General features: G+C 66.5%; 15 protein-coding genes. 3 read left to right on the top strand and 12 right to left on the bottom strand.

Annotation, left to right across the window (positions count from 1 at the left end):
* Positions 1–60 precede the first annotated feature (60 nt).
* The 3 genes from HEQ22_RS13200 to HEQ22_RS13190 all read right to left on the bottom strand — a co-directional run bounded on the left by HEQ22_RS13200 (position 61) and on the right by HEQ22_RS13190 (position 3838).
* Positions 61–714: a YqaA family protein gene (locus HEQ22_RS13200; RefSeq protein WP_432770880.1), complete on the bottom strand. Its 654-nt coding sequence runs from the start codon at positions 712–714 to the stop codon at positions 61–63.
* Positions 715–991: 277 nt separating this feature from the next.
* Positions 992–2584 carry a bifunctional phosphoribosylaminoimidazolecarboxamide formyltransferase/IMP cyclohydrolase gene (gene purH / locus HEQ22_RS13195; RefSeq protein WP_432768353.1) on the bottom strand — a complete coding sequence of 531 codons (1593 nt, stop codon included), beginning with the start codon at positions 2582–2584 and terminating at the stop codon, positions 992–994.
* 225 nt (positions 2585–2809) lie between these two features.
* A complete protein-coding gene (locus HEQ22_RS13190) occupies positions 2810–3838 on the bottom strand; it encodes a phytase (RefSeq protein WP_432768352.1) in 1029 nt (342 codons plus the stop codon).
* A 185-nt stretch (positions 3839–4023) separates the two neighbouring features.
* Here HEQ22_RS13190 and HEQ22_RS13185 point away from each other — a divergent pair, with 185 nt between their 5' ends.
* Complete coding sequence (locus HEQ22_RS13185; RefSeq protein ID WP_432768351.1) at positions 4024–6387, top strand: TonB-dependent receptor plug domain-containing protein; 2364 nt, start codon at positions 4024–4026, stop codon at positions 6385–6387.
* Between the two features lie 398 nt (positions 6388–6785).
* Here the strand turns inward: HEQ22_RS13185 and HEQ22_RS13180 are convergent, their stop codons facing one another.
* The 6 genes from HEQ22_RS13180 to HEQ22_RS13155 all read right to left on the bottom strand — a co-directional run bounded on the left by HEQ22_RS13180 (position 6786) and on the right by HEQ22_RS13155 (position 11509).
* Positions 6786–8564 (bottom strand): heparinase II/III family protein, encoded by a 1779-nt coding sequence (locus HEQ22_RS13180; protein WP_432768350.1) that lies wholly within the window; start codon positions 8562–8564, stop codon positions 6786–6788.
* A gap of 2 nt (positions 8565–8566) precedes the next feature.
* Positions 8567–9244: a ribulose-phosphate 3-epimerase gene (rpe, locus tag HEQ22_RS13175; RefSeq protein WP_432768349.1), complete on the bottom strand. Its 678-nt coding sequence runs from the start codon at positions 9242–9244 to the stop codon at positions 8567–8569.
* Positions 9245–9347: 103 nt separating this feature from the next.
* On the bottom strand, positions 9348–9590 hold the full coding sequence (locus tag HEQ22_RS13170) for a hypothetical protein (RefSeq protein ID WP_432768348.1): 243 nt from the start codon (positions 9588–9590) through the stop codon (positions 9348–9350).
* 2 nt (positions 9591–9592) lie between these two features.
* Positions 9593–9793, bottom strand: a complete 201-nt coding sequence (locus HEQ22_RS13165; RefSeq protein ID WP_432768347.1) for a toxin-antitoxin system HicB family antitoxin — start codon at positions 9791–9793, stop codon at positions 9593–9595.
* 12 nt (positions 9794–9805) lie between these two features.
* Positions 9806–10708: an SPFH domain-containing protein gene (locus HEQ22_RS13160; protein ID WP_432768346.1), complete on the bottom strand. Its 903-nt coding sequence runs from the start codon at positions 10706–10708 to the stop codon at positions 9806–9808.
* Positions 10709–10765: 57 nt separating this feature from the next.
* Positions 10766–11509: a winged helix-turn-helix domain-containing protein gene (locus HEQ22_RS13155; protein ID WP_432768345.1), complete on the bottom strand. Its 744-nt coding sequence runs from the start codon at positions 11507–11509 to the stop codon at positions 10766–10768.
* A gap of 86 nt (positions 11510–11595) precedes the next feature.
* On the opposite strand from HEQ22_RS13155, the gene HEQ22_RS13150 reads away from it, so the two are divergent.
* The gene (locus HEQ22_RS13150; protein WP_432768344.1) at positions 11596–13128 is read left to right on the top strand and encodes a class I adenylate-forming enzyme family protein; all 1533 of its coding nucleotides are present in this window, start codon (positions 11596–11598) and stop codon (positions 13126–13128) included.
* A gap of 29 nt (positions 13129–13157) precedes the next feature.
* On the opposite strand, the gene HEQ22_RS13145 is transcribed toward HEQ22_RS13150, so the two are convergent.
* The gene (locus tag HEQ22_RS13145; RefSeq protein WP_432768343.1) at positions 13158–13610 is read right to left on the bottom strand and encodes a bactofilin family protein; all 453 of its coding nucleotides are present in this window, start codon (positions 13608–13610) and stop codon (positions 13158–13160) included.
* Complete coding sequence (locus tag HEQ22_RS13140) at positions 13564–14970, bottom strand: peptidoglycan DD-metalloendopeptidase family protein (protein ID WP_432768342.1); 1407 nt, start codon at positions 14968–14970, stop codon at positions 13564–13566. Before HEQ22_RS13140 ends, HEQ22_RS13145 begins: the two co-directional genes overlap by 47 nt.
* Before the next feature lie 37 nt (positions 14971–15007).
* On the opposite strand from HEQ22_RS13140, the gene HEQ22_RS13135 reads away from it, so the two are divergent.
* On the top strand, positions 15008–16411 hold the full coding sequence (locus HEQ22_RS13135; protein WP_432770879.1) for a methyltransferase family protein: 1404 nt from the start codon (positions 15008–15010) through the stop codon (positions 16409–16411).
* A gap of 9 nt (positions 16412–16420) precedes the next feature.
* Here HEQ22_RS13135 and HEQ22_RS13130 read toward each other — a convergent pair whose 3' ends face one another.
* Positions 16421–16702 (bottom strand): hypothetical protein, encoded by a 282-nt coding sequence (locus HEQ22_RS13130; RefSeq protein WP_432768341.1) that lies wholly within the window; start codon positions 16700–16702, stop codon positions 16421–16423.
* Between the last annotated feature and the right edge of the window lie 116 nt (positions 16703–16818).

The raw sequence follows: 16818 nt of genomic DNA, 5'->3' as shown, positions 1-16818 counted from the left end.
GCTGAGAGCGTATAGCTCCGGTGATGGGCCCCTGCCTTCGCAGGGGCACAAGTGGCTTGACTACTTTCTGTCCAGCCCGATGCTTTCCAGCGTCGCACCGCTGCATTTGTCGGCCTCCTTCGACTCCCCGTCGCCCGACAGCGCGCCGATGACCAGGAAACCCGCGACCACCGCGACGACGAACGCGCCGGTGACCCAGATCAGATATTTGTCGATGAACGCCTTGATCGGCGCCCCGAACAATTTGAACAGGATGCCGACCAGCATGAAGGAAAAGGCGCGGCTGGCGAGGCTCGCCCACAGGAAGGTCCAGAAATTCATGTGGATGAAGCCGGCGGTGATCGTCAGCAGCTTGAACGGAATCGGCGTCGCGCCCTTGATCAGGATGATCTCGGCGCCGAATTCGCGCAAATAGCAGGCGGCGGGCGGGAAGGCGTCGGTCAGTCCGAGCGCGCCGAGCAGCCACAGCCCGACGCTTTCATAGAGGAAAAAGCCGATCCCGTAGCCGAAGACGCCGCCGGCGACCGAGGCGAGGGTGCAGATCAGCGCGTAACGCACCGCGCGCTGCGGATTGGCGAGGCACATCAGCCCCAGCATCGGGTGCGGCGGGATCGGGAAGAAGCTGGCCTCGACGAACGCGACCAGCGCCAGCCAATATTCGGCGTGCGGGTGCGCCGATTTTTCCATCGTCCAGTTGTACATATTCTGGATCAGCGACTTGTTGCGGGGGGTGGCGGTCATGCTGGTCCTTGTCGCCGGGTCAGGATGACCACGGCCTCCCTTAGCCGTTCGTGTCGAGCGAAGTCGAGACACCTAAAGCCCCTCCCCTTCAGGGGAGGGGTAGTGAGACTTGGTCCGGCTATTGCCGGGCCTTTAGTCGAACGGGGTGGGGTCCATCGGCCTTGCGCAAGGCCGATGGACCCCACCCGCTGCAACTAGGCAGCAAGCTGCCAAGTTTCGCTGCCCTCCCCTGAAGGGGAGGGCGTGTTTGTCAGTGCCGGAAGTGGCGCATCCCGGTGAAGACCATCGCGAGGCCCGCTTCGTTCGCCGCCGCGATCACCTCGTCGTCGCGGATCGAGCCGCCGGGCTGGATGACGCAGGTCGCGCCCGCCTCGACCGCGGCGAGCAGGCCGTCGGCGAAGGGGAAGAAAGCGTCGCTGGCGACCGCGCTGCCGACGGTGCGGGGCTGGCTCCAGCCGTGCGATTCGGCGGCTTCGCGCGCTTTCACCGCGGCGATGCGCGCACTGTCGCGGCGGTTCATCTGTCCAGCGCCGATGCCCGCAGTCGAACCGCCCTTGGCATAGACGATCGCATTCGACTTCACATGCTTGGCGACCGTCCACGCGAACAGCGCGTCGGTCAGTTCTTCCTCAGTCGGCGCGCGGTCGGTCACGACCTTCAGGTCTGCGCGGATGATGCGGCCATTATCGCGGCTCTGCGCCAGCCAGCCTCCGGTTATCCCTTTCAGCACCAGACCGCCGCGCGCCGGGTCGGGGAGTTCGCCGGTCAGTAGCAGGCGGAGATTCTTCTTCTTCGCGAACACCGCGCGCGCGTCGGCGTCGGCGTCGGGGGCGCAGACGACTTCGGTGAAGATGCCGCTGATCGCCTCGGCGGTGGCGCCGTCGAGCGGCCGGTTGACCGCGATGATGCCGCCGAACGCCGAGACGTCGTCGCATTTCAGCGCCGCGTCATAGGCTTCGGCGATCGTCGCCGCGCTCGCGACGCCGCAGGGGTTGGCATGCTTGACGATGACGCAGGTCGGGTCGGCGGCGCGGAACTCGGCCACCAGCTCGAGCGCCGCGTCGGCGTCGTTGATATTGTTGTAGCTGAGCTCCTTGCCCTGGACCTGCTCGGCCTGCGCGATGCCGCGTGCGGCCGGGCCCGCGGGAAGGTAGAGCGCCGCCTGCTGGTGCGGATTCTCGCCATAGCGCAGCTCGGTCGCCAGCTTGGCGGTCAGCGGCAACGTGTCGGGGAACAGCTTGCCCTGGTCGGCAAAGGCGAACCAGCTGGCGATCATCCCGTCATAGGTGGCGGTGTGCGCGAAGGCGGTCGCCGCGAGGCGCTTGCGCAGGGCAAAGGTCGTGGCGCCGTCGTTGGCGTCCATCTCGGCGATCACCGCAGCATAGTCTTCGGGTTCGGTGACGATGCCCACGAACGCGTGGTTCTTGGCTGCCGAGCGCACCATGGCGGGGCCGCCGATGTCGATATTCTCGATGATGTCGTCGCGCGGTGCGCCCTTGGCGACGGTCGCGGCGAAGGGGTAGAGGTTGACGACGACCAGATCGATCGCGCCGATGGCGTGCGCGTCCATCGCCGCGACATGCGCCGCATCGTCGCGCACCGCGAGGATGCCGCCGTGGACGGTCGGGTGCAACGTCTTGACGCGGCCATCCATCATCTCGGGAAAGCCGGTGAGGTCGGCGACGTCGAGCACATCATGGCCCGCGTCGCGCAGCGCCTTTGCGGTGCCGCCGGTCGATACCAGTTCGACCCCGTGGCGGACGAGCACCGCGGCCAGATCGGCGAGCCCCGCCTTGTCGCTGACGGACAGCAGGGCGCGGCGGACGGGGACGAGATCGGTCATGGGGAGGGAGCCTCGGCTGGCGGGTGGAAAGTCGCAGCCCCCCTAGGCGCGCGGCGGCTTTTGGGCAAGTCGCGAGCGGGTGGACCACAAAAGCACCGTGTCCCCGCGAAGGCGGGGACCCATCACCTGCCGGTTCTAAACGGCACCGCCCGGTGATGGGCACCCGCCTTCGCGGGTGTACAGCTTGTTTTCGCGGGAGCGCGCAACTTGTTTTAATGCAGTAGCCTAAAGCCCCAGCGCCGCCGCGATCTGGTCCCAGCGCACGAGCTTGAAATTCTGGGCCTTGGCGCCGTTGTCGCCGTCCTGCGCGATGAAGATGCCATCGGGGTAGGTGGCGCCGAAATTGCCGGCGACCGCTTCGATGCCGTCGGTCTCGCTCGTCGCGCCGAATGCGCCCGCGGCGACCGCGAACCGCCCGACATAGTCGACGCCCGGCAGGCGGAACACCGCATAGGCGTTGTCGCCCTGGCTCGACGCGATCAGGTAGCGCTGGCCCTTGTGATCGATCGTCGCCAGCCCTTCGAGGTCGGCGACGAGGCGCTGGTTGTCGATCGGCGCGACAAGGCGCGCGGCGGCGCCTTTGCCGTCCTGCTTGAGTTCCCACAATCCGCCGACTTCTTCGCCGACATAGAGGGTGTCGCCGTCGAAGACGCAGCCTTCGGACTGGGTCGGGATCTTGTGCTCCCACTGCACCGCAAAGGTCGGGGCCGCGCCCGCGGGCAGCGCGAGGGTGCCGACGCGCACGGTGCCGTCCTTGACGATCAGCGCCGCGGTGATCGGTTCGCCCGGCGCGCCCTTCTTGACGCACAGGCCATAGGCTTCGCCGCTGCCGGCGGCGGCCCGGCCGAGCGCGGTGATCGCCGGCTTGGCGGGGTCGAGGCGGAAGATCGCGAGATGCGCATTGACCCCGTCGTTGCGGTCGCTGGCGACGATGATGTCGCCCGCCATGTCGACATTGTTGACGAGGCCGCCCTTGACGAAGGCGAGGTCCTTGCCCGCAAGATCATAGACGTGAAGCCCGGCCTTTTTGTCGGTGGCGATGATCAGCGCGCGGCCGGGATTGGCGGGATCGATCCAGATCGCCGGATCGTCGGCGGCATCGGCGCGGTTGGTGCCGACGGGCTCGGTCTCCCCGCTGGCGGTGACCGCGACCGGCGGCAGGCCGTTGATCACCGGCTCGCTGGCGGCGCAGCCGGCGAGCGCCAATGCAAAAGCGAGCGATGTCAGCAGCTTCGGCTGGCGGATGGCGATCATGGCATTTCCCCTGTGTTCCAACGCGCCGCGGCGCAGTTGGCCGCGCCCCCTTCCAGCAAAGCGCGGCCGCGTCAATTGCACAATATTTCCGTCATTCAAGCGTCATCGAACCGTCATTTGGCTCGCCGCAAACTGTCACACACGCCCCCTAGACGCCCGGCAACCATCAAGGGGGTCCAACGACAATGATTCGAACTTTCAGCCTGCACTCCGCTGCCGCTCTCGCCCTCGCCACGGCGCTTGCCGCCGCCCCCGCCGCGGCCCAGCAGGCACCGGCCGACACCGCGCCGATCCAGCGTGAAGAGGACGACATCACGACCTCGCAGGACATCGTCGTTCTCGGCAGCGTCGGGTATCGCAACCGCAGCGACGAGGCCGAACCGGTGCTGTCCTATGACAGCGAATTTTTCCAGCGTTTCGAGCCGCTGACCGCGGGTGACGCGCTGAAGCGGGTGCCGTCGGTGACCTTCCTGTCCGACGTCATCGAAAGCGACGGCGCGCGGCTGCGCGGCCTGCCGCCGGGCTATACCCAGATCCTGATCAACGGCGAGCGCGTTCCCGGCAATGCGTCGGACCGCAGCTTTTTCCTCGACCGCATTCCCGCCGAGTTGATCGACCGCGTCGAGATCGTTCGTTCGTCGTCGGCACGCCGCACCGGCGACGCGGTCGCGGGCACGATCAATATCGAACTGCGCGACGCATTCGAACTCGACGGCGGTTATGTCCGCGCCGGCACGCTCTATTATGACGACAAGGAATTCGAGCCGAGCCTGGGGCTGGTCTATGGCGGCGCGGTCGGCCCGGGCCGCCTGCTCGTCGGGCTGAATTTCCAGGGTCGCCACAACCCGAAAAAGAAATTCTCGCTCCGCTATGGCGACTCGCCCGAGAACGACCCCGATTTCGCCACCGAAGAGTTCGACAATCGGGAGGACCAGATCGATACACGCGACGGCAAGGATTATTCGGCCAACGCGAGCTATGAGATCGACGGCGAAACGACCGATTTCAGGATCAGCGGCTTTTATGTCCGCACCGACCGCACCGAAACCGAGCGCAGCCGCGAATATGACGATCCGACGGCGCTCACCGGCCCGCTGCCCGACGGCGCGTTGGTCAGCGACAACAGCAACATCAACAACATCGATCAGGAAAATTACAGCATCGACGCCCGCCTGTCGCACGAATGGTCGCTCGGCAAGACGACCCTGCGTGTCGGCTATGCCCGCTTCGACGACAAGCAGCGCGAGAGCGAGAACCAGATCGATTTCGACGTCGATTATGACGATGGCGAAGTGCCGGTATTCGAACAGGCGTTCACCGCGACCGATATCACCGACAAGGAATTCACCACCAAGCTCGACCATGAATTCGAACTCGGCAACGATATCCAGCTGGTTGTCGGGGGCCTGTATCAGAAGAAGAAACGCAACACCGCGATCCTCGACGTCGACGATGAAATCGAGTTTCCGGGCCTCGAAACCAGCTATGACCAGTTCGTCGACAATCCCGACGACCTGCTCGATCCGTTCGATCCCAGCGATCTCGAACCCACCGATGGCGGGGTCAACCGGCTCGAAGAACGCCGGCTCGACGGCTTTGCGCTGGTGCAGGGCAAATCGGGCGGGCTGACGTGGGAAGCGGGCATTCGGTACGAGACGACCAAGCTCGACATCACCGACTTTACCGAAGCGGCGGCGGTGCCGACCCAGAGCAACGATTATGAAGAATGGCTGCCGTCGGCGTCGGTCAAGTTCGACCTGACCGCACGCGACCGGATCACCGCATCGGTGGCGCGGACCAACCGTCGTCCCGACTTCAATTTCGTCTCGCCCGCTCTGCTCGAGGAAGAGGTCGGCGACAGCGACCTGCTCGGCAATCCGCAGCTCGGCCCCGAAACCGCGTGGGGTGTCGACCTCGGCTATGAACGCCGCATCGGCCGCACCGGCGTCGTCGGGATCAACGCCTTCTATCGCGATGTCAGCAACCTGATCGAGCTGACCAACACCGGGCTGGAAGGGTCGGAGGGCGAAGGCACCTTCGTCTATCAGCCGCAGAATGTCGGCGACGGCAAGGTGTGGGGGGTCGAATTCGACCTGTCGACCGACCTTGGTTTCCTTGGCCTGCCCGACACCGGCATCTTCGGTAACGTGTCGTGGCTCGACAGCGAGATCACCGATTTCGCCGGCGACCGCCGCTTCAACGGCCAGTCGGACTATGTCTATAACATCGGTTTCATCCAGGACATTCCGTCGATTGGCGTCGCGTTCGGTGCGACGCACCGCAAGCAGGGCGCCGCTTATGACCGGGTGATCAGCGAAGAGGTGCGCACGACTTATGGCGCCGATCTGGAAATCTTCGTCGAAAAGCGCTTCGGCAGCAATTTCACGATCCGCGCGGTCGGATCGAACCTCTTGAACGGCGCCAAGCGCGAGACGTTCAACAAGTTCGATAATCTGGAAGACCAGCTCGATCGCGACTTCGACGAATATGAACTCGAAAGCGAAAAGGCCGGGCCGGTGTTCCAGCTGATGGCGCGCTACGCTTTTTGACGGTTCGGCGGCCGGCGCTCAGTCCCTGGGGCGCCGGCCGTTGGAAATGCGGTGCGAAGTGTCGGATTTGGGGAGGCGGACGTAGGGGTGGAATAAGAATTGGTTCGCGCAGCGAGCTCTATCCAGGGTCGATGGGTCTGGATTTTTTATTTCATACAAAGGCGCAAAGGCACGAAGATGCAGGTTCTCGGCCGCAAGGCCGCTTCCACATCATCGCCGCGCCGCTTCGCAACGGTTGAGCAATGAAAACGCTTCGCGGTCTGCACGACATCTTCGTGCCTTTGTGCCTTTGTGTGAAATAATCTTTGCCGGCGCCGGCGCCGGCGGCACAGCGCTCCGTGTCGGCTCGTACGCTACCTTTGCCCCTTGGGTCCGCTTGCGGTCGCGCGTCGCCGCCGTTAGCCGATATGCTTGAAGATCCAGCCGATGCTGGCGCCGCCCGCGGGCGCGGTGCCGGTGACGACGAGCTGTTCGGTCGGGTGCGGGCGGCCGTCGCCGTCGACCCACAGGCTTTCCTCGACCTCTAGCGCGCCCTCCGAGGTGCGAAACTGCCACAAAGGGCCGCCGTTGATGCGCAGCAGCGCCCCCAATTTGTCGGCGGTCAGGCTGGCCGACAGGTTCGCGCCGAGGTGGAAGCGCAGCGCAAAGCGCTTGTCGCCCTTGCGGCGGGTGCGCGGGGCGGGGAGCAGCAGGTCTTCGCCGCGCAGCTCGCGCCCGTTGGGCGACAGGATCAACAGGCGGCGGTGGATCAGCCCGTGGCGCCGCGCATAGCCGTCGTGGCTCATCTCCAGCCGGCTGCCCTGCGGCGTCTCGCGCCGGTCGAGCTCGACCTCGGTCACCCCCTTGCCCAGCGAGCCGCTGGCGAGGATCGCGGTCGAATTGCTGTCGGCCAGGATCAGTGTCGAATGCGCCGCGGTTGTGCGCAGGCCGCGCGCGAGGTCGGCGGGGATCGTCGCGCCGGTCAGCGCCGCGCCGCCGCAATTGACGACGATGCGTTCGGCGCCGTCGCTGAGTTCGAAGGCGAGGGTTGAGGCGCAGCCGGCTTCGGTCACGCGCGCGATCGGCGGCGGCGCGGCATCGGCGAGCAGCACCACCTTGTTCGCGACGAGCCGCTGATAGCCCCAGTCGCGCGCCTGTTTCAGCGGGCGGGTGCGCACCCCGCTGGCGGCGACGATCGCCTGGATGCGCTCGGCGCCGGTCGCGCCGCTGCCCTGCCAGCTGCCCATGCCGCCGTCGCTGTGGACGAGGCCGAGCAGCGCCGGGACGGCGCGCGCGAGCACCTCCTGCACGAAGGGCGGCACCTCAATGCGACGCATGTCATAGATTTTCGCGAGCATCGACAGCGCCATGATCGCGTCGAGCTGCGCCTGCGGTGAGCGCGAGATATTGCCGCCGTCGGCGTAGAAGCTGGTTTCCAGCACCTTGCGCAGCCCGGCTTCGCCGAAGATCTGCCGCGGCTCGCCGCCGGGCATCAGCAACGACGCGGCGACGATGCCGGTCCACGCGACCATCTGGCCGGTGCCGGGGCGCGTCTTGTCGGCGACACGGTCGAGGTGGCGCGCGGCGCGGGCGAGATGATTGAGCACGGCCGAGCGATAGATCAGGTCGCTTGACGAGAGGATCAACGGCGCGTGGGCGGCCCAGAACAGGATGCGCCAGGCGGTGTTGTCGGCCTTCCACGCCGGTTCGCTCACCGTCTCGCCATGCGTGCCGAGCCAGTGGCGCACGACGGCTTCGGCGATTGGCACGCCGTCGGCGCGCGTCCCGGTGGCCGCCAGGTCGCGCAGCCAGGCGAAGCTGTGGAGATAGTCGGCGAAGGTGGGCACGACGCCGAGATTGGCGAAATCGAGCTCGGCCAGCGGCAGTTTCAGCCCGCGGTGGAGAAAATGGCCGGCGCGGATCGCGGTGCCGGCGCGGGTATCGCCGGGGATCGGGTCGGCGGGCACCCCGAGCAGCTTGAGCGGGAAACGCCCCTTGAGGCGGAAGGCGTGCAGGGGGGTGCGCCAAGTCAGCCGGGTGATCGCGTTGGCGATGCGGTCGCCGAGCGACAGCCCCTTGTCGGCGGGCAGGCGGATGAGGCGCTTGCCGGGTTCGATCGAATCGTCGAGCGGCGGCGCTTCATCGCCGGGGTCGAGCGGCGGCGCGGCAGGAGCCGACGAGAGCGGTCTCCCCTCCATGATCAGGCGCCGCCGCGCAGCCGCCGGATATTGCCCGCGTACGCGTCCGGGCCGCCCTTGAAGGTTGCGGTGCCGGCGACCAGCACGTCGGCGCCCGCGGCGATGGCGAGCGGCGCGGTGGCGGCGTCGATGCCGCCATCGACCTCGAGCCTTATATCGCGCCCGGTCTTGTCGATCATCTTGCGCACCGCCTCGATCTTGCGAAGCTGGCTGGTGATGAAGCTCTGGCCGCCGAAGCCGGGATTGACGCTCATGATCAGGACCAGGTCGATGTCGTCGATCAGATAATCGAGCATCTTGGCCGGGGTGCCGGGATTGAGCGATACGCCCGCCTGTTTGCCGAGCGACTTGATGTGCTGGACGGTGCGGTGAATGTGCGGGCCGGCCTCGGGGTGGACGGTGATGATGTCGGCGCCCGCCGCGGCGAAGGCGTCGAGGAAATGATCGACCGGCGAGATCATCAGATGGACGTCGAAGGGCAGGGTGGAATGCGGGCGCAGCGCCTTCACCACCGCCGGGCCGATGGTCAGATTGGGGACATAATGGCCGTCCATGACGTCGATGTGGACCCAGTCGGCGCCCGCCGCCTCGATCGCGCGCACCTCTTCGCCGAGTGCTGCGAAATCGGCGCTGAGGATCGAAGGGGCGATGCGGATGGCGGGGCTATGGTCGGCGGTCATACGAGAGGCCTTAACCATCAACCCCTAGGGGGGCAAGCGGGGGTAAGGGACCAGCGGTGGAAAAGGCCTTTGCGACCCTCCGCCCGCGGGAGCGGAACGCGCGTCACCGCCAGCGCCATCCCCCTTCGGCGCGCGCCCGATAGATCGGCAACGGTGCCAGCGCCGCCAGTATGACGAAGACCGTCATCAGCACCGGCCGGTCGCGCAGCAGGACAGCGATGCCGGCGATCAGCGCGATATGCATCGCGAGCATCAGCCAGCCCTGCCAGGCGATCGGGAGGCCGGTGCCATAGCCGCGAGTCTTGGCGCGGAACCAGGGGCGGCGGTCGAGGAACAGGTGCAGCATCGTCAGGACTCCTTCGGCGGACGGCCGCGCTTCGGTGGCACCGGCGGCTTGGTGGCGACGCCGCGCCGGCCCAGCGCCTCGCGCAGCAGGATTTCGATCTCGGCATTGGCGCTGCGCAATTCGGTCGCCGCCAGCCGCTCGATCGCCGCGTAGAGCGCGGGATCGAGGCGGAGGGCAAAGGCCTTTTTGGTGGACGCAGGCATGTGTCGGCGCGCCTAGTAGAGCGACCCGGCGTTGACGACCGGCTGGGTGTCGCGCTCGCTGCACAGCACGACCATCAGGTTCGACACCATCGCGGCGCGGCGTTCGTCGTCGAGTTCGACGACATTCTTCGCGCTCAACTGGTCGAGCGCCATTTCGACCATGCCGACCGCACCTTCGACCAGCTTCTTGCGCGCCGAGATGACGGCTTCGGCCTGCTGGCGGCGGAGCATCGCGCCGGCGATCTCCTGCGCGTAGGCGAGATGGGTGAGGCCGCATTCGTCGACGGTGATCCCGGCGACGCTCAGCCGTTCGATCAGCGCCTTGCGCAGTTCGACCCCGACCTCGTCGTGATTGCCGCGCAGCGTCACTTCCTGATGCTCGATATCGTCATAGGGATAGCGCGAGCCGATCGAGCGCACCGCGGCCTCGATCTGCGCCATCACGAATTCCTTGTAATCGTCGACGTCGAACAAAGCCTGCGCGGTGTCGGTGACGCGCCACACGACCTGCGCCGCCATCTCGATCGGGTTGCCGCGCAGATCGTTGACCTTGATCTTGTCGGAAATGACGTTGTTGGCGCGCACCGCGATCTTCTTGCGGGTCAGCCACGGCAGCACCCACCGCAGCCCCTCCTGCCGGTCGGTGCCCTTGTAGGCCCCGAACAGCTGGATCGCCGCCGCTTCATTGGGATTGATCAGGTAGAAGCCGCACAGGATCAGCGTGCCGACGACCCCCGACGCGGCGACGACGGCCCATTTCCACGCGACCTGATATTCGGCGGTGCCGTTGCTGATCGCCGCCCAGGCGGCGAGCCCAAGCAGTAGCAACCAGATAAGCAGCATCAGATAGCCGCTTTGCGTGTTCGCGCGTGTTTCGCGGCTGCGATTCAGCGCGGGTGTTCCTCCATCAACCATATTGCCCTCCGACTCGATATAAAGATGATATCATATTTATATCGAAAAGCCGGGAGGTCAAGGCGGATGATATGGGGCGGCTGCCGGCCGGCCGTCGGGCCGCGAGGCGAGGGCATAGCCGCGGCCTTTGACGGTGCGCAGCATCCGCCAGCCGAAGCCGCGATCGATCTTGGCGCGCAGCCGCGACATAAGCACCTCGACGCGGTTGGTGCCGGGGTCGAAATCGATCCGCCACACCGCCTTCAGCAAGGCGGTGCGCGACACCGGCCGGTCGGGAAGGCGGGCAAGGTTGGCGAGCAGGTCGAATTCGCGCAGCGGCAGGTGAATGCGCTGCCCCGCGCGTTCGACGCGGCGGTCGATCAGGTCGATGCGCAGTTCGTCGCAGCCGAGTTGCCCCGCCGCGAGACGGCTGCGCCGCAGCAGGCTGGCGATGCGCGCGATCACCTCGGCGGGGTCCTCGCCCCAGCCGACCGCATCGTCGGCGCCGCCGGCCAGCGCGGCCATGCGGTCGGCGCGGCTGTCGCGGTCGGACAGGACAAGCAGCGGGCGGCGCGCGGCGATCGACCGCGCGAGCATGATCAGGTCGGCGGGCGCCTTCTCATCGAAGGGATCTATGACGAACAGATCGAAACAGCCGTCGCGCCACGCCGCACCGTCGGCGTCGAAAGGCGGCAAAACCCCCACCCGATTTCCCGCATTGCGCACAGCCTCGACCAGCCGGTTCGCGCGCAGCAGGCTCGGATGATAAAGCGCGACGAGCGGCGCTGCGGCAGGCGCGGTGCGGCCATCGCTCTGCTCCATCGCGCGTCCCCCGTCTGACCCTTTTTCCGGCCGGCCCCTCCTTCGGTTCGTTGCACCTGATGAAGGCTGTGCTAACGAAACGCTCCATGACCAGTACCGACATGCTCGCCGGCGACTTCGCCACCCTTCCCGATCTCGTCCGCGCCCACGCCGCCGAACGTCCCGATGCCATAGCCGCGGCCGATCCGGTCCGGCGGCTGAGCTGGTCCGAACTGGACGCATTGGTCGACCGGATCGCAGCGCGCCTGCAGCAGGACGGCTTTGCCAAGGGGGAACGCACCGCGATCGCGGGGCTCAACAGCGTCGAACAGATGGCGGCGATCGTCGGCACCCTGCGCGCCGGCGGGGTCGCGGGGCTGATCACCAACAGCGCGACGGGCGAGCAGATGGCGGCGATGATCGCCGACACCGGCGCGCGCCACCTGTTTCTCGACAGCGCGGCATCGGCGAGCCTGGACGGCCAGGTCGTCACCGCGAGCGACCGGATCGCGATGGACGGCAGCGACGCCGGGGCGCCGCTCGACGCATGGCTGTCGCTCGCCGGCGCGCAGCCGTGGCCGGTCGATATCCAGCCCGAAGACGGCTTCAACATCATCTATTCGTCGGGGACCACCGGAACGCCGAAGGGGATTGTCCACAGCCATGCGATGCGCTGGCAGCACATCGTGCGCGGCGCGCCTGCCTATGGCCCGCAAGCGGTGACGATATTGTCGACTCCGCTCTATTCGAACACGACGATGGCGAGTTTCATGCCGACGGTCGGGTCGGGCGGCCAGGTCGTGCTGATGAAAAAGTTCGACGCGCGCGGCTTCCTCGAGCTGGCGAGCCGCGAGCGCGCGACCAACTGCATGCTGGTGCCGGTGCAATATCGCCGGATCATGGCGCTCGACGATTTCAATCGTTTCGACCTGTCGAGCTTTGTGATGAAATATTGCACCTCGGCGCCGTTCGCGGCGACGCTGAAGGCCGATGTGCTGAAGCGCTGGCCGGGTGGGCTGGTCGAAATTTACGGGATGACCGAAGGCGGCGCCGCCTTCCTTCTGGAGGCGCACCAGTTCCCCGACAAGCTGCACACCGTCGGGCGGCCGGCGCCGGGGCACGTCGCGAAGGTGATCGACGACGAGGGCAATGAATTGCCGCAGGGGTCGGTCGGCGAGGTCGTCGGACGGTCACCCGCGATGATGACCGGTTACAACAACCGCCCCGACGCGACCAAGGCGATGCACTGGTACGATGCCGAGGGAAATCTCTTCTATCGCCACGGCGACATCGGCCGGATCGACGAGGATGGATTCCTGACTCTGATGGACCGCGCCAAGGACATGATCATTTCGGGCGGTTTCAACATCTTCCCGAGCGATCTGGAAGGCATATTGCTGGCCGACGACCGGGTCGTCGAGGCGGCGGTGGTCGGGATGCCGAGCGAGGAGTGGGGCGAAACCCCGGTGGCGTTCGTGGTGTTGAAGGATGGCGCCGATACCGAGAGCGTGCGCGCCGACTGTAACGCCAAGGTCGGCAAGACGCAGCGGCTGAGCGCGATCACTGTCGTCGGCGAACTGCCGCGCAGCCCGATCGGCAAGGTGCTGAAGCGCGAGTTGCGCGACGCCTACGCGCGCTGAAGGCGCGCGCTGGACGACGCCGCAGCGGGTCAGAGACCCAGCGAGGCAGATTTATTCTCGACGACTTCCAGCGGCGGCGGCGATTTGGCGGTCGCGCCAGCGCCGTGGCGACGGTGCGACAGCTTGCCGTCGACCTTGCCGCCATTTTCGATCGTGATCGTTTCGTAGATTACGTCGCCGGTGATCCGCGCGGTCGCGTGAACGATCAGCGTCTTGGCCTCGATCGACCCGTCGAGCAGACCGGCGATCTTCGCGGTTTCGGCGGTCACCGCGCCCTTGATCTCGCTCGCCTCGCCCTGGACGAGGTTGGCGCATTTGAGGTCACCGTCGATCTTGCCATCGACGTGCAAGTCGACGCTGGCGGCGACATTGCCGGTGACGACGACGTCGGACCCGAGGATCGAAAAGGTCGTATGCCGGGCGCCGGTCGCCATCTTAGCGGGCACCGGTGCGGGCGACGGAGCCGACTCGCTGTCGGGCATCGGCTTTGACTTCGAGAACATCGGCTTTGGCCTCCAAGAAGCGGCGCGGGTTGACCGCGACGCCGTTCAAACGGACTTCGAAATGCAGATGGCTGCCGGTCGAGCGGCCGGTCGAACCCATCTTGGCGATTTGCTGACCAGCGGCGACCTGTGTGCCGACCTTGGACGTGAAGCCCGACAAATGGGCGTAGCGGGTTAAGATACCCTGACCATGATCGACCTCGACGACATTGCCGTAACCCGACTTACGACCGACGAAGCTGACGCGGCCGGGGGCGGCGGACAGGATCGGAGTGCCGACGGGGCCACGGAAATCGAGCCCGGCGTGCATGGCACCGGCGCCGGTGAAGGGATCGCTGCGATAGCCGAAACCGGACGACATCATGAGCACGTTGGCCGGATTGCCCGAGGGGACGGCGACGAGGGTGCGTTCGAGGACGTCCATGCGAAACAGCGCGCTTTCGAGTGCGGCGAACGACGGACCGAGCGCGCGGGCTTTGCCCATCCGGCCCTTGAAGGGGATGAACGGACCACCACGGCCGGTCGCGGCGCTGCGGACGATCGCGGCGGGGTTGAGCCCGAGCTTGGCGACGGCGGCTTCGGCCTTGGTCGCACGATCGTTGACCGCGGTGAGCAGCCGGCTGGCGAAACCTTCCTGCCGCGCCTCGAGCCGGGCGAGCGCCTGGGCTTCGGGCGGCAGGTTCGGATCGATCGCGCTGGTCTTGAGCGGTTCGGCCTTCGCTTCGCCTGCGACGGGCGGCTGGGCAGCCATCGCCGCCGGATCGATGCCGAAATGGGTTTCGGCGACGCTTTCGAGCAGCGCCTGCCGTTCTTCGAGATCGGCGGCGGTTTCGGCGACCCGGTCGCGATATTGCGCGATTCGCTTTTCGGACGCCGTGGCTGCGGCCTGTTGCTGCGCGACGGCGGCGCGCTCGTCGGCCGTAAGCAACTGGTTGATCACGATCGCGAGCGTGGCGCCCGCCCAGGCAAGCAGCACCAGCGCGGCGGTCAGCGCGACGCGCTTTTGCCAGATGGCGCTGATCCGAAGGAATCGCACATGACCGTGCGTGCGGATGAAAATTTCATGGTCCTGAAACAGCGCGTTGAAGCGCTGGCGCCAATGGCGCAGACCCGTCGTTTGCGATGACAAGTGGCGACCCCATCTTGTTGTTTTTTGGAGCCCTCCGCCCCGCGTGATCGGCGCTCTACCAGCAGTTGTCGCGACTCGCGAATCTTCGGGGCGCGACTCGCGCCGAGTCGAACGGGTCATGCGGTGAACGGTGCCAGAGGCGTGGAACGCGGTCATTTTCGCCCAAATTTGCTGCGAATCGCGCGGTAATATTGACGGCTTGCTTACCATTTTTGGCTAGGGCCAAGGCGTGACGCAAAGCCCCGAAATGACGCTGCCCGCGAGCGACGGAGCGGCCCCGCAGACGGCGGACAAACGCACCGCGCGGCCGCGCTCGGCGGTCAGCGCCGGGGTCGGCCTGGTCGGCTTGGCCGGGCTGCTGGTCTATCTGTTCGCAGCGCGCCATGCGCCCGAGATCGCCGCCTTCCTTGGTTTCGACTGGGGCGATCGCGGTCCGCTCAACGGTCCCAATTCGGCGATCGCGAGCGTGCTCGCCTGCGCCATCCCGATGGTATTGTGGTCGGTGTTCGTCGACAAGGTGCACCGCAATCCGTCGACCGGGATCGACTGGGCGCTGCGTCGGCCGTGGCGCGAGACGCTCGACATCAGCCTGACCAAGCTCGCCGGCCTGTGGGCGACCTGGGCGCTGATCGCGCTGACCTATGCGACGATGCGCTATTACTGGTTCGGCAATTACGCCTTTTCGATGGATCTGCTCGAACGCGTCGCGCCGTGGCTGCTGCTCGTGTCGGTGCCTTATATGCTGTGGCTCGACCGCCGCATGACCGAGCCCCGCGACGGCTGCTGGCAGTTCGGACGCTGGCTGATCGCAGGCCATAAGACGGGTGGGGGCCAGCCGGTCGATGGCCGCGCGATCGCGCACCATTTGCGCGCCTGGGCGGTGAAGGGGTTTTTCACCGCCTTCATGCTGTCGATTGTGCCCGGCAATTTCGCCGACCTGGCCACCGTGCCGATGGACGAGATACTCGCCAATCCCTTCACGATGGGCAAATGGGCGATCCTGCTGCTCTATTTGATCGACGTCCATGTCGCGACGGTCGGTTATATATTGACGCTGAAACCGCTCGATTCGCACATCCGCACCGCCAATCCCTATGGCATGGCGTGGGTGGCGGCGCTGATCTGCTACCCGCCCTTCATCCTGATGAGCGGCGGGCCGCTCGATTATGAGGTCAACGGCGGCAGCTGGGGTTACTGGCTGGAGGGACACGACATGTGGCTCGCCGTGTGGGCGATCGCGCTGGTCGCGCTCACCGCGATCTACAGCTGGGCGACGATGGCGTTCGGTATCCGCTTTTCGAACCTGACCCACCGCGGCGTCATCACCCACGGCCCCTATGCCTTCACGCGCCACCCGGCCTATGTGTCGAAGAATCTGAGCTGGTGGATCGGTTCGATGCCGTTCCTTGCGACCTCGGGCGGCTGGGTCGAGGCGGCGCGCAACGTCGTGTTGCTGGGACTGGTCAGCGGGGTTTATTACTGGCGCGCCAAGACCGAGGAAAAGCACCTGCTTGCCGACCCCGCCTATGTCGCCTATTGGAACTGGGCGCAGGACAATGCCTTCGTCCCGCGGCTGGTGACCCGGCTGACCGGGCGGGCGCGGCCGCTGATCCGCCTCGAACCCGACGCGCGCGTCGGGCCGGTGGCTTAAGGCCGCGTTCTAATCGGTTGTGGCGGCGCGCCGGGCCTGCAGGTCGGCGTGCGCCTGGTTGATCACCCGCCATGCCTTTTCGCAACGCCGCTGATCGGCGCTCCGCTTGCTGGCGCACAGCCGGTCGAGCCGCGCGAGGACAGCTTTGGGACTGTTGTCGCGGCCGGCGGGAAAGGCGCGGGCCTGTTCGGCCGAGCTGTTGGCGCCGATGCTGGCGGCCGAATTGATATCGATGGCGTGCGCGGTGGTGGCGGTGGAAAACAGCCCGATCGCGATCAGGCCGGCGGTCATACGGATCATCATCGACTCCCACATTACGGGCTGGTGTACATCGGCTTGATACCATGAAAGCGTCATGATGCGAAGCCCGGCCCGCGCGGCCGGAAAACCGCGCGGGCCGCAAGTCT

The organism is Sphingopyxis sp. (genome assembly GCF_050916055.1).
Taxonomy (GTDB): Bacteria; Pseudomonadota; Alphaproteobacteria; order Sphingomonadales; family Sphingomonadaceae; genus Sphingopyxis.
The sequence above is the reverse complement of the archived record's forward strand: the minus strand, read 5'-3'. Positions and strand labels throughout refer to the sequence as shown.

What these genes read in the sequence shown, in the direction of transcription:
- purH (WP_432768353.1), bottom strand. Translation starts at nt 2,584, where the DNA reads ATGACCGATCTCGTCCCCGTCCGCCGCGCCCTGCTGTCCGTCAGCGAC.
- HEQ22_RS13190 (WP_432768352.1), bottom strand. Translation starts at nt 3,838, where the DNA reads ATGATCGCCATCCGCCAGCCGAAGCTGCTGACATCGCTCGCTTTTGCA.
- HEQ22_RS13185 (WP_432768351.1), top strand. Translation starts at nt 4,024, where the DNA reads ATGATTCGAACTTTCAGCCTGCACTCCGCTGCCGCTCTCGCCCTCGCC.
- HEQ22_RS13180 (WP_432768350.1), bottom strand. Translation starts at nt 8,564, where the DNA reads ATGGAGGGGAGACCGCTCTCGTCGGCTCCTGCCGCGCCGCCGCTCGAC.
- rpe (WP_432768349.1), bottom strand. Translation starts at nt 9,244, where the DNA reads ATGACCGCCGACCATAGCCCCGCCATCCGCATCGCCCCTTCGATCCTC.
- HEQ22_RS13170 (WP_432768348.1), bottom strand. Translation starts at nt 9,590, where the DNA reads ATGCTGCACCTGTTCCTCGACCGCCGCCCCTGGTTCCGCGCCAAGACT.
- HEQ22_RS13165 (WP_432768347.1), bottom strand. Translation starts at nt 9,793, where the DNA reads ATGCCTGCGTCCACCAAAAAGGCCTTTGCCCTCCGCCTCGATCCCGCG.
- HEQ22_RS13160 (WP_432768346.1), bottom strand. Translation starts at nt 10,708, where the DNA reads ATGGTTGATGGAGGAACACCCGCGCTGAATCGCAGCCGCGAAACACGC.
- HEQ22_RS13155 (WP_432768345.1), bottom strand. Translation starts at nt 11,509, where the DNA reads ATGGAGCAGAGCGATGGCCGCACCGCGCCTGCCGCAGCGCCGCTCGTC.
- HEQ22_RS13150 (WP_432768344.1), top strand. Translation starts at nt 11,596, where the DNA reads ATGACCAGTACCGACATGCTCGCCGGCGACTTCGCCACCCTTCCCGAT.
- HEQ22_RS13145 (WP_432768343.1), bottom strand. Translation starts at nt 13,610, where the DNA reads ATGCCCGACAGCGAGTCGGCTCCGTCGCCCGCACCGGTGCCCGCTAAG.
- HEQ22_RS13140 (WP_432768342.1), bottom strand. Translation starts at nt 14,970, where the DNA reads ATGGTAAGCAAGCCGTCAATATTACCGCGCGATTCGCAGCAAATTTGG.
- HEQ22_RS13135 (WP_432770879.1), top strand. Translation starts at nt 15,008, where the DNA reads ATGACGCTGCCCGCGAGCGACGGAGCGGCCCCGCAGACGGCGGACAAA.
- HEQ22_RS13130 (WP_432768341.1), bottom strand. Translation starts at nt 16,702, where the DNA reads ATGACCGCCGGCCTGATCGCGATCGGGCTGTTTTCCACCGCCACCACC.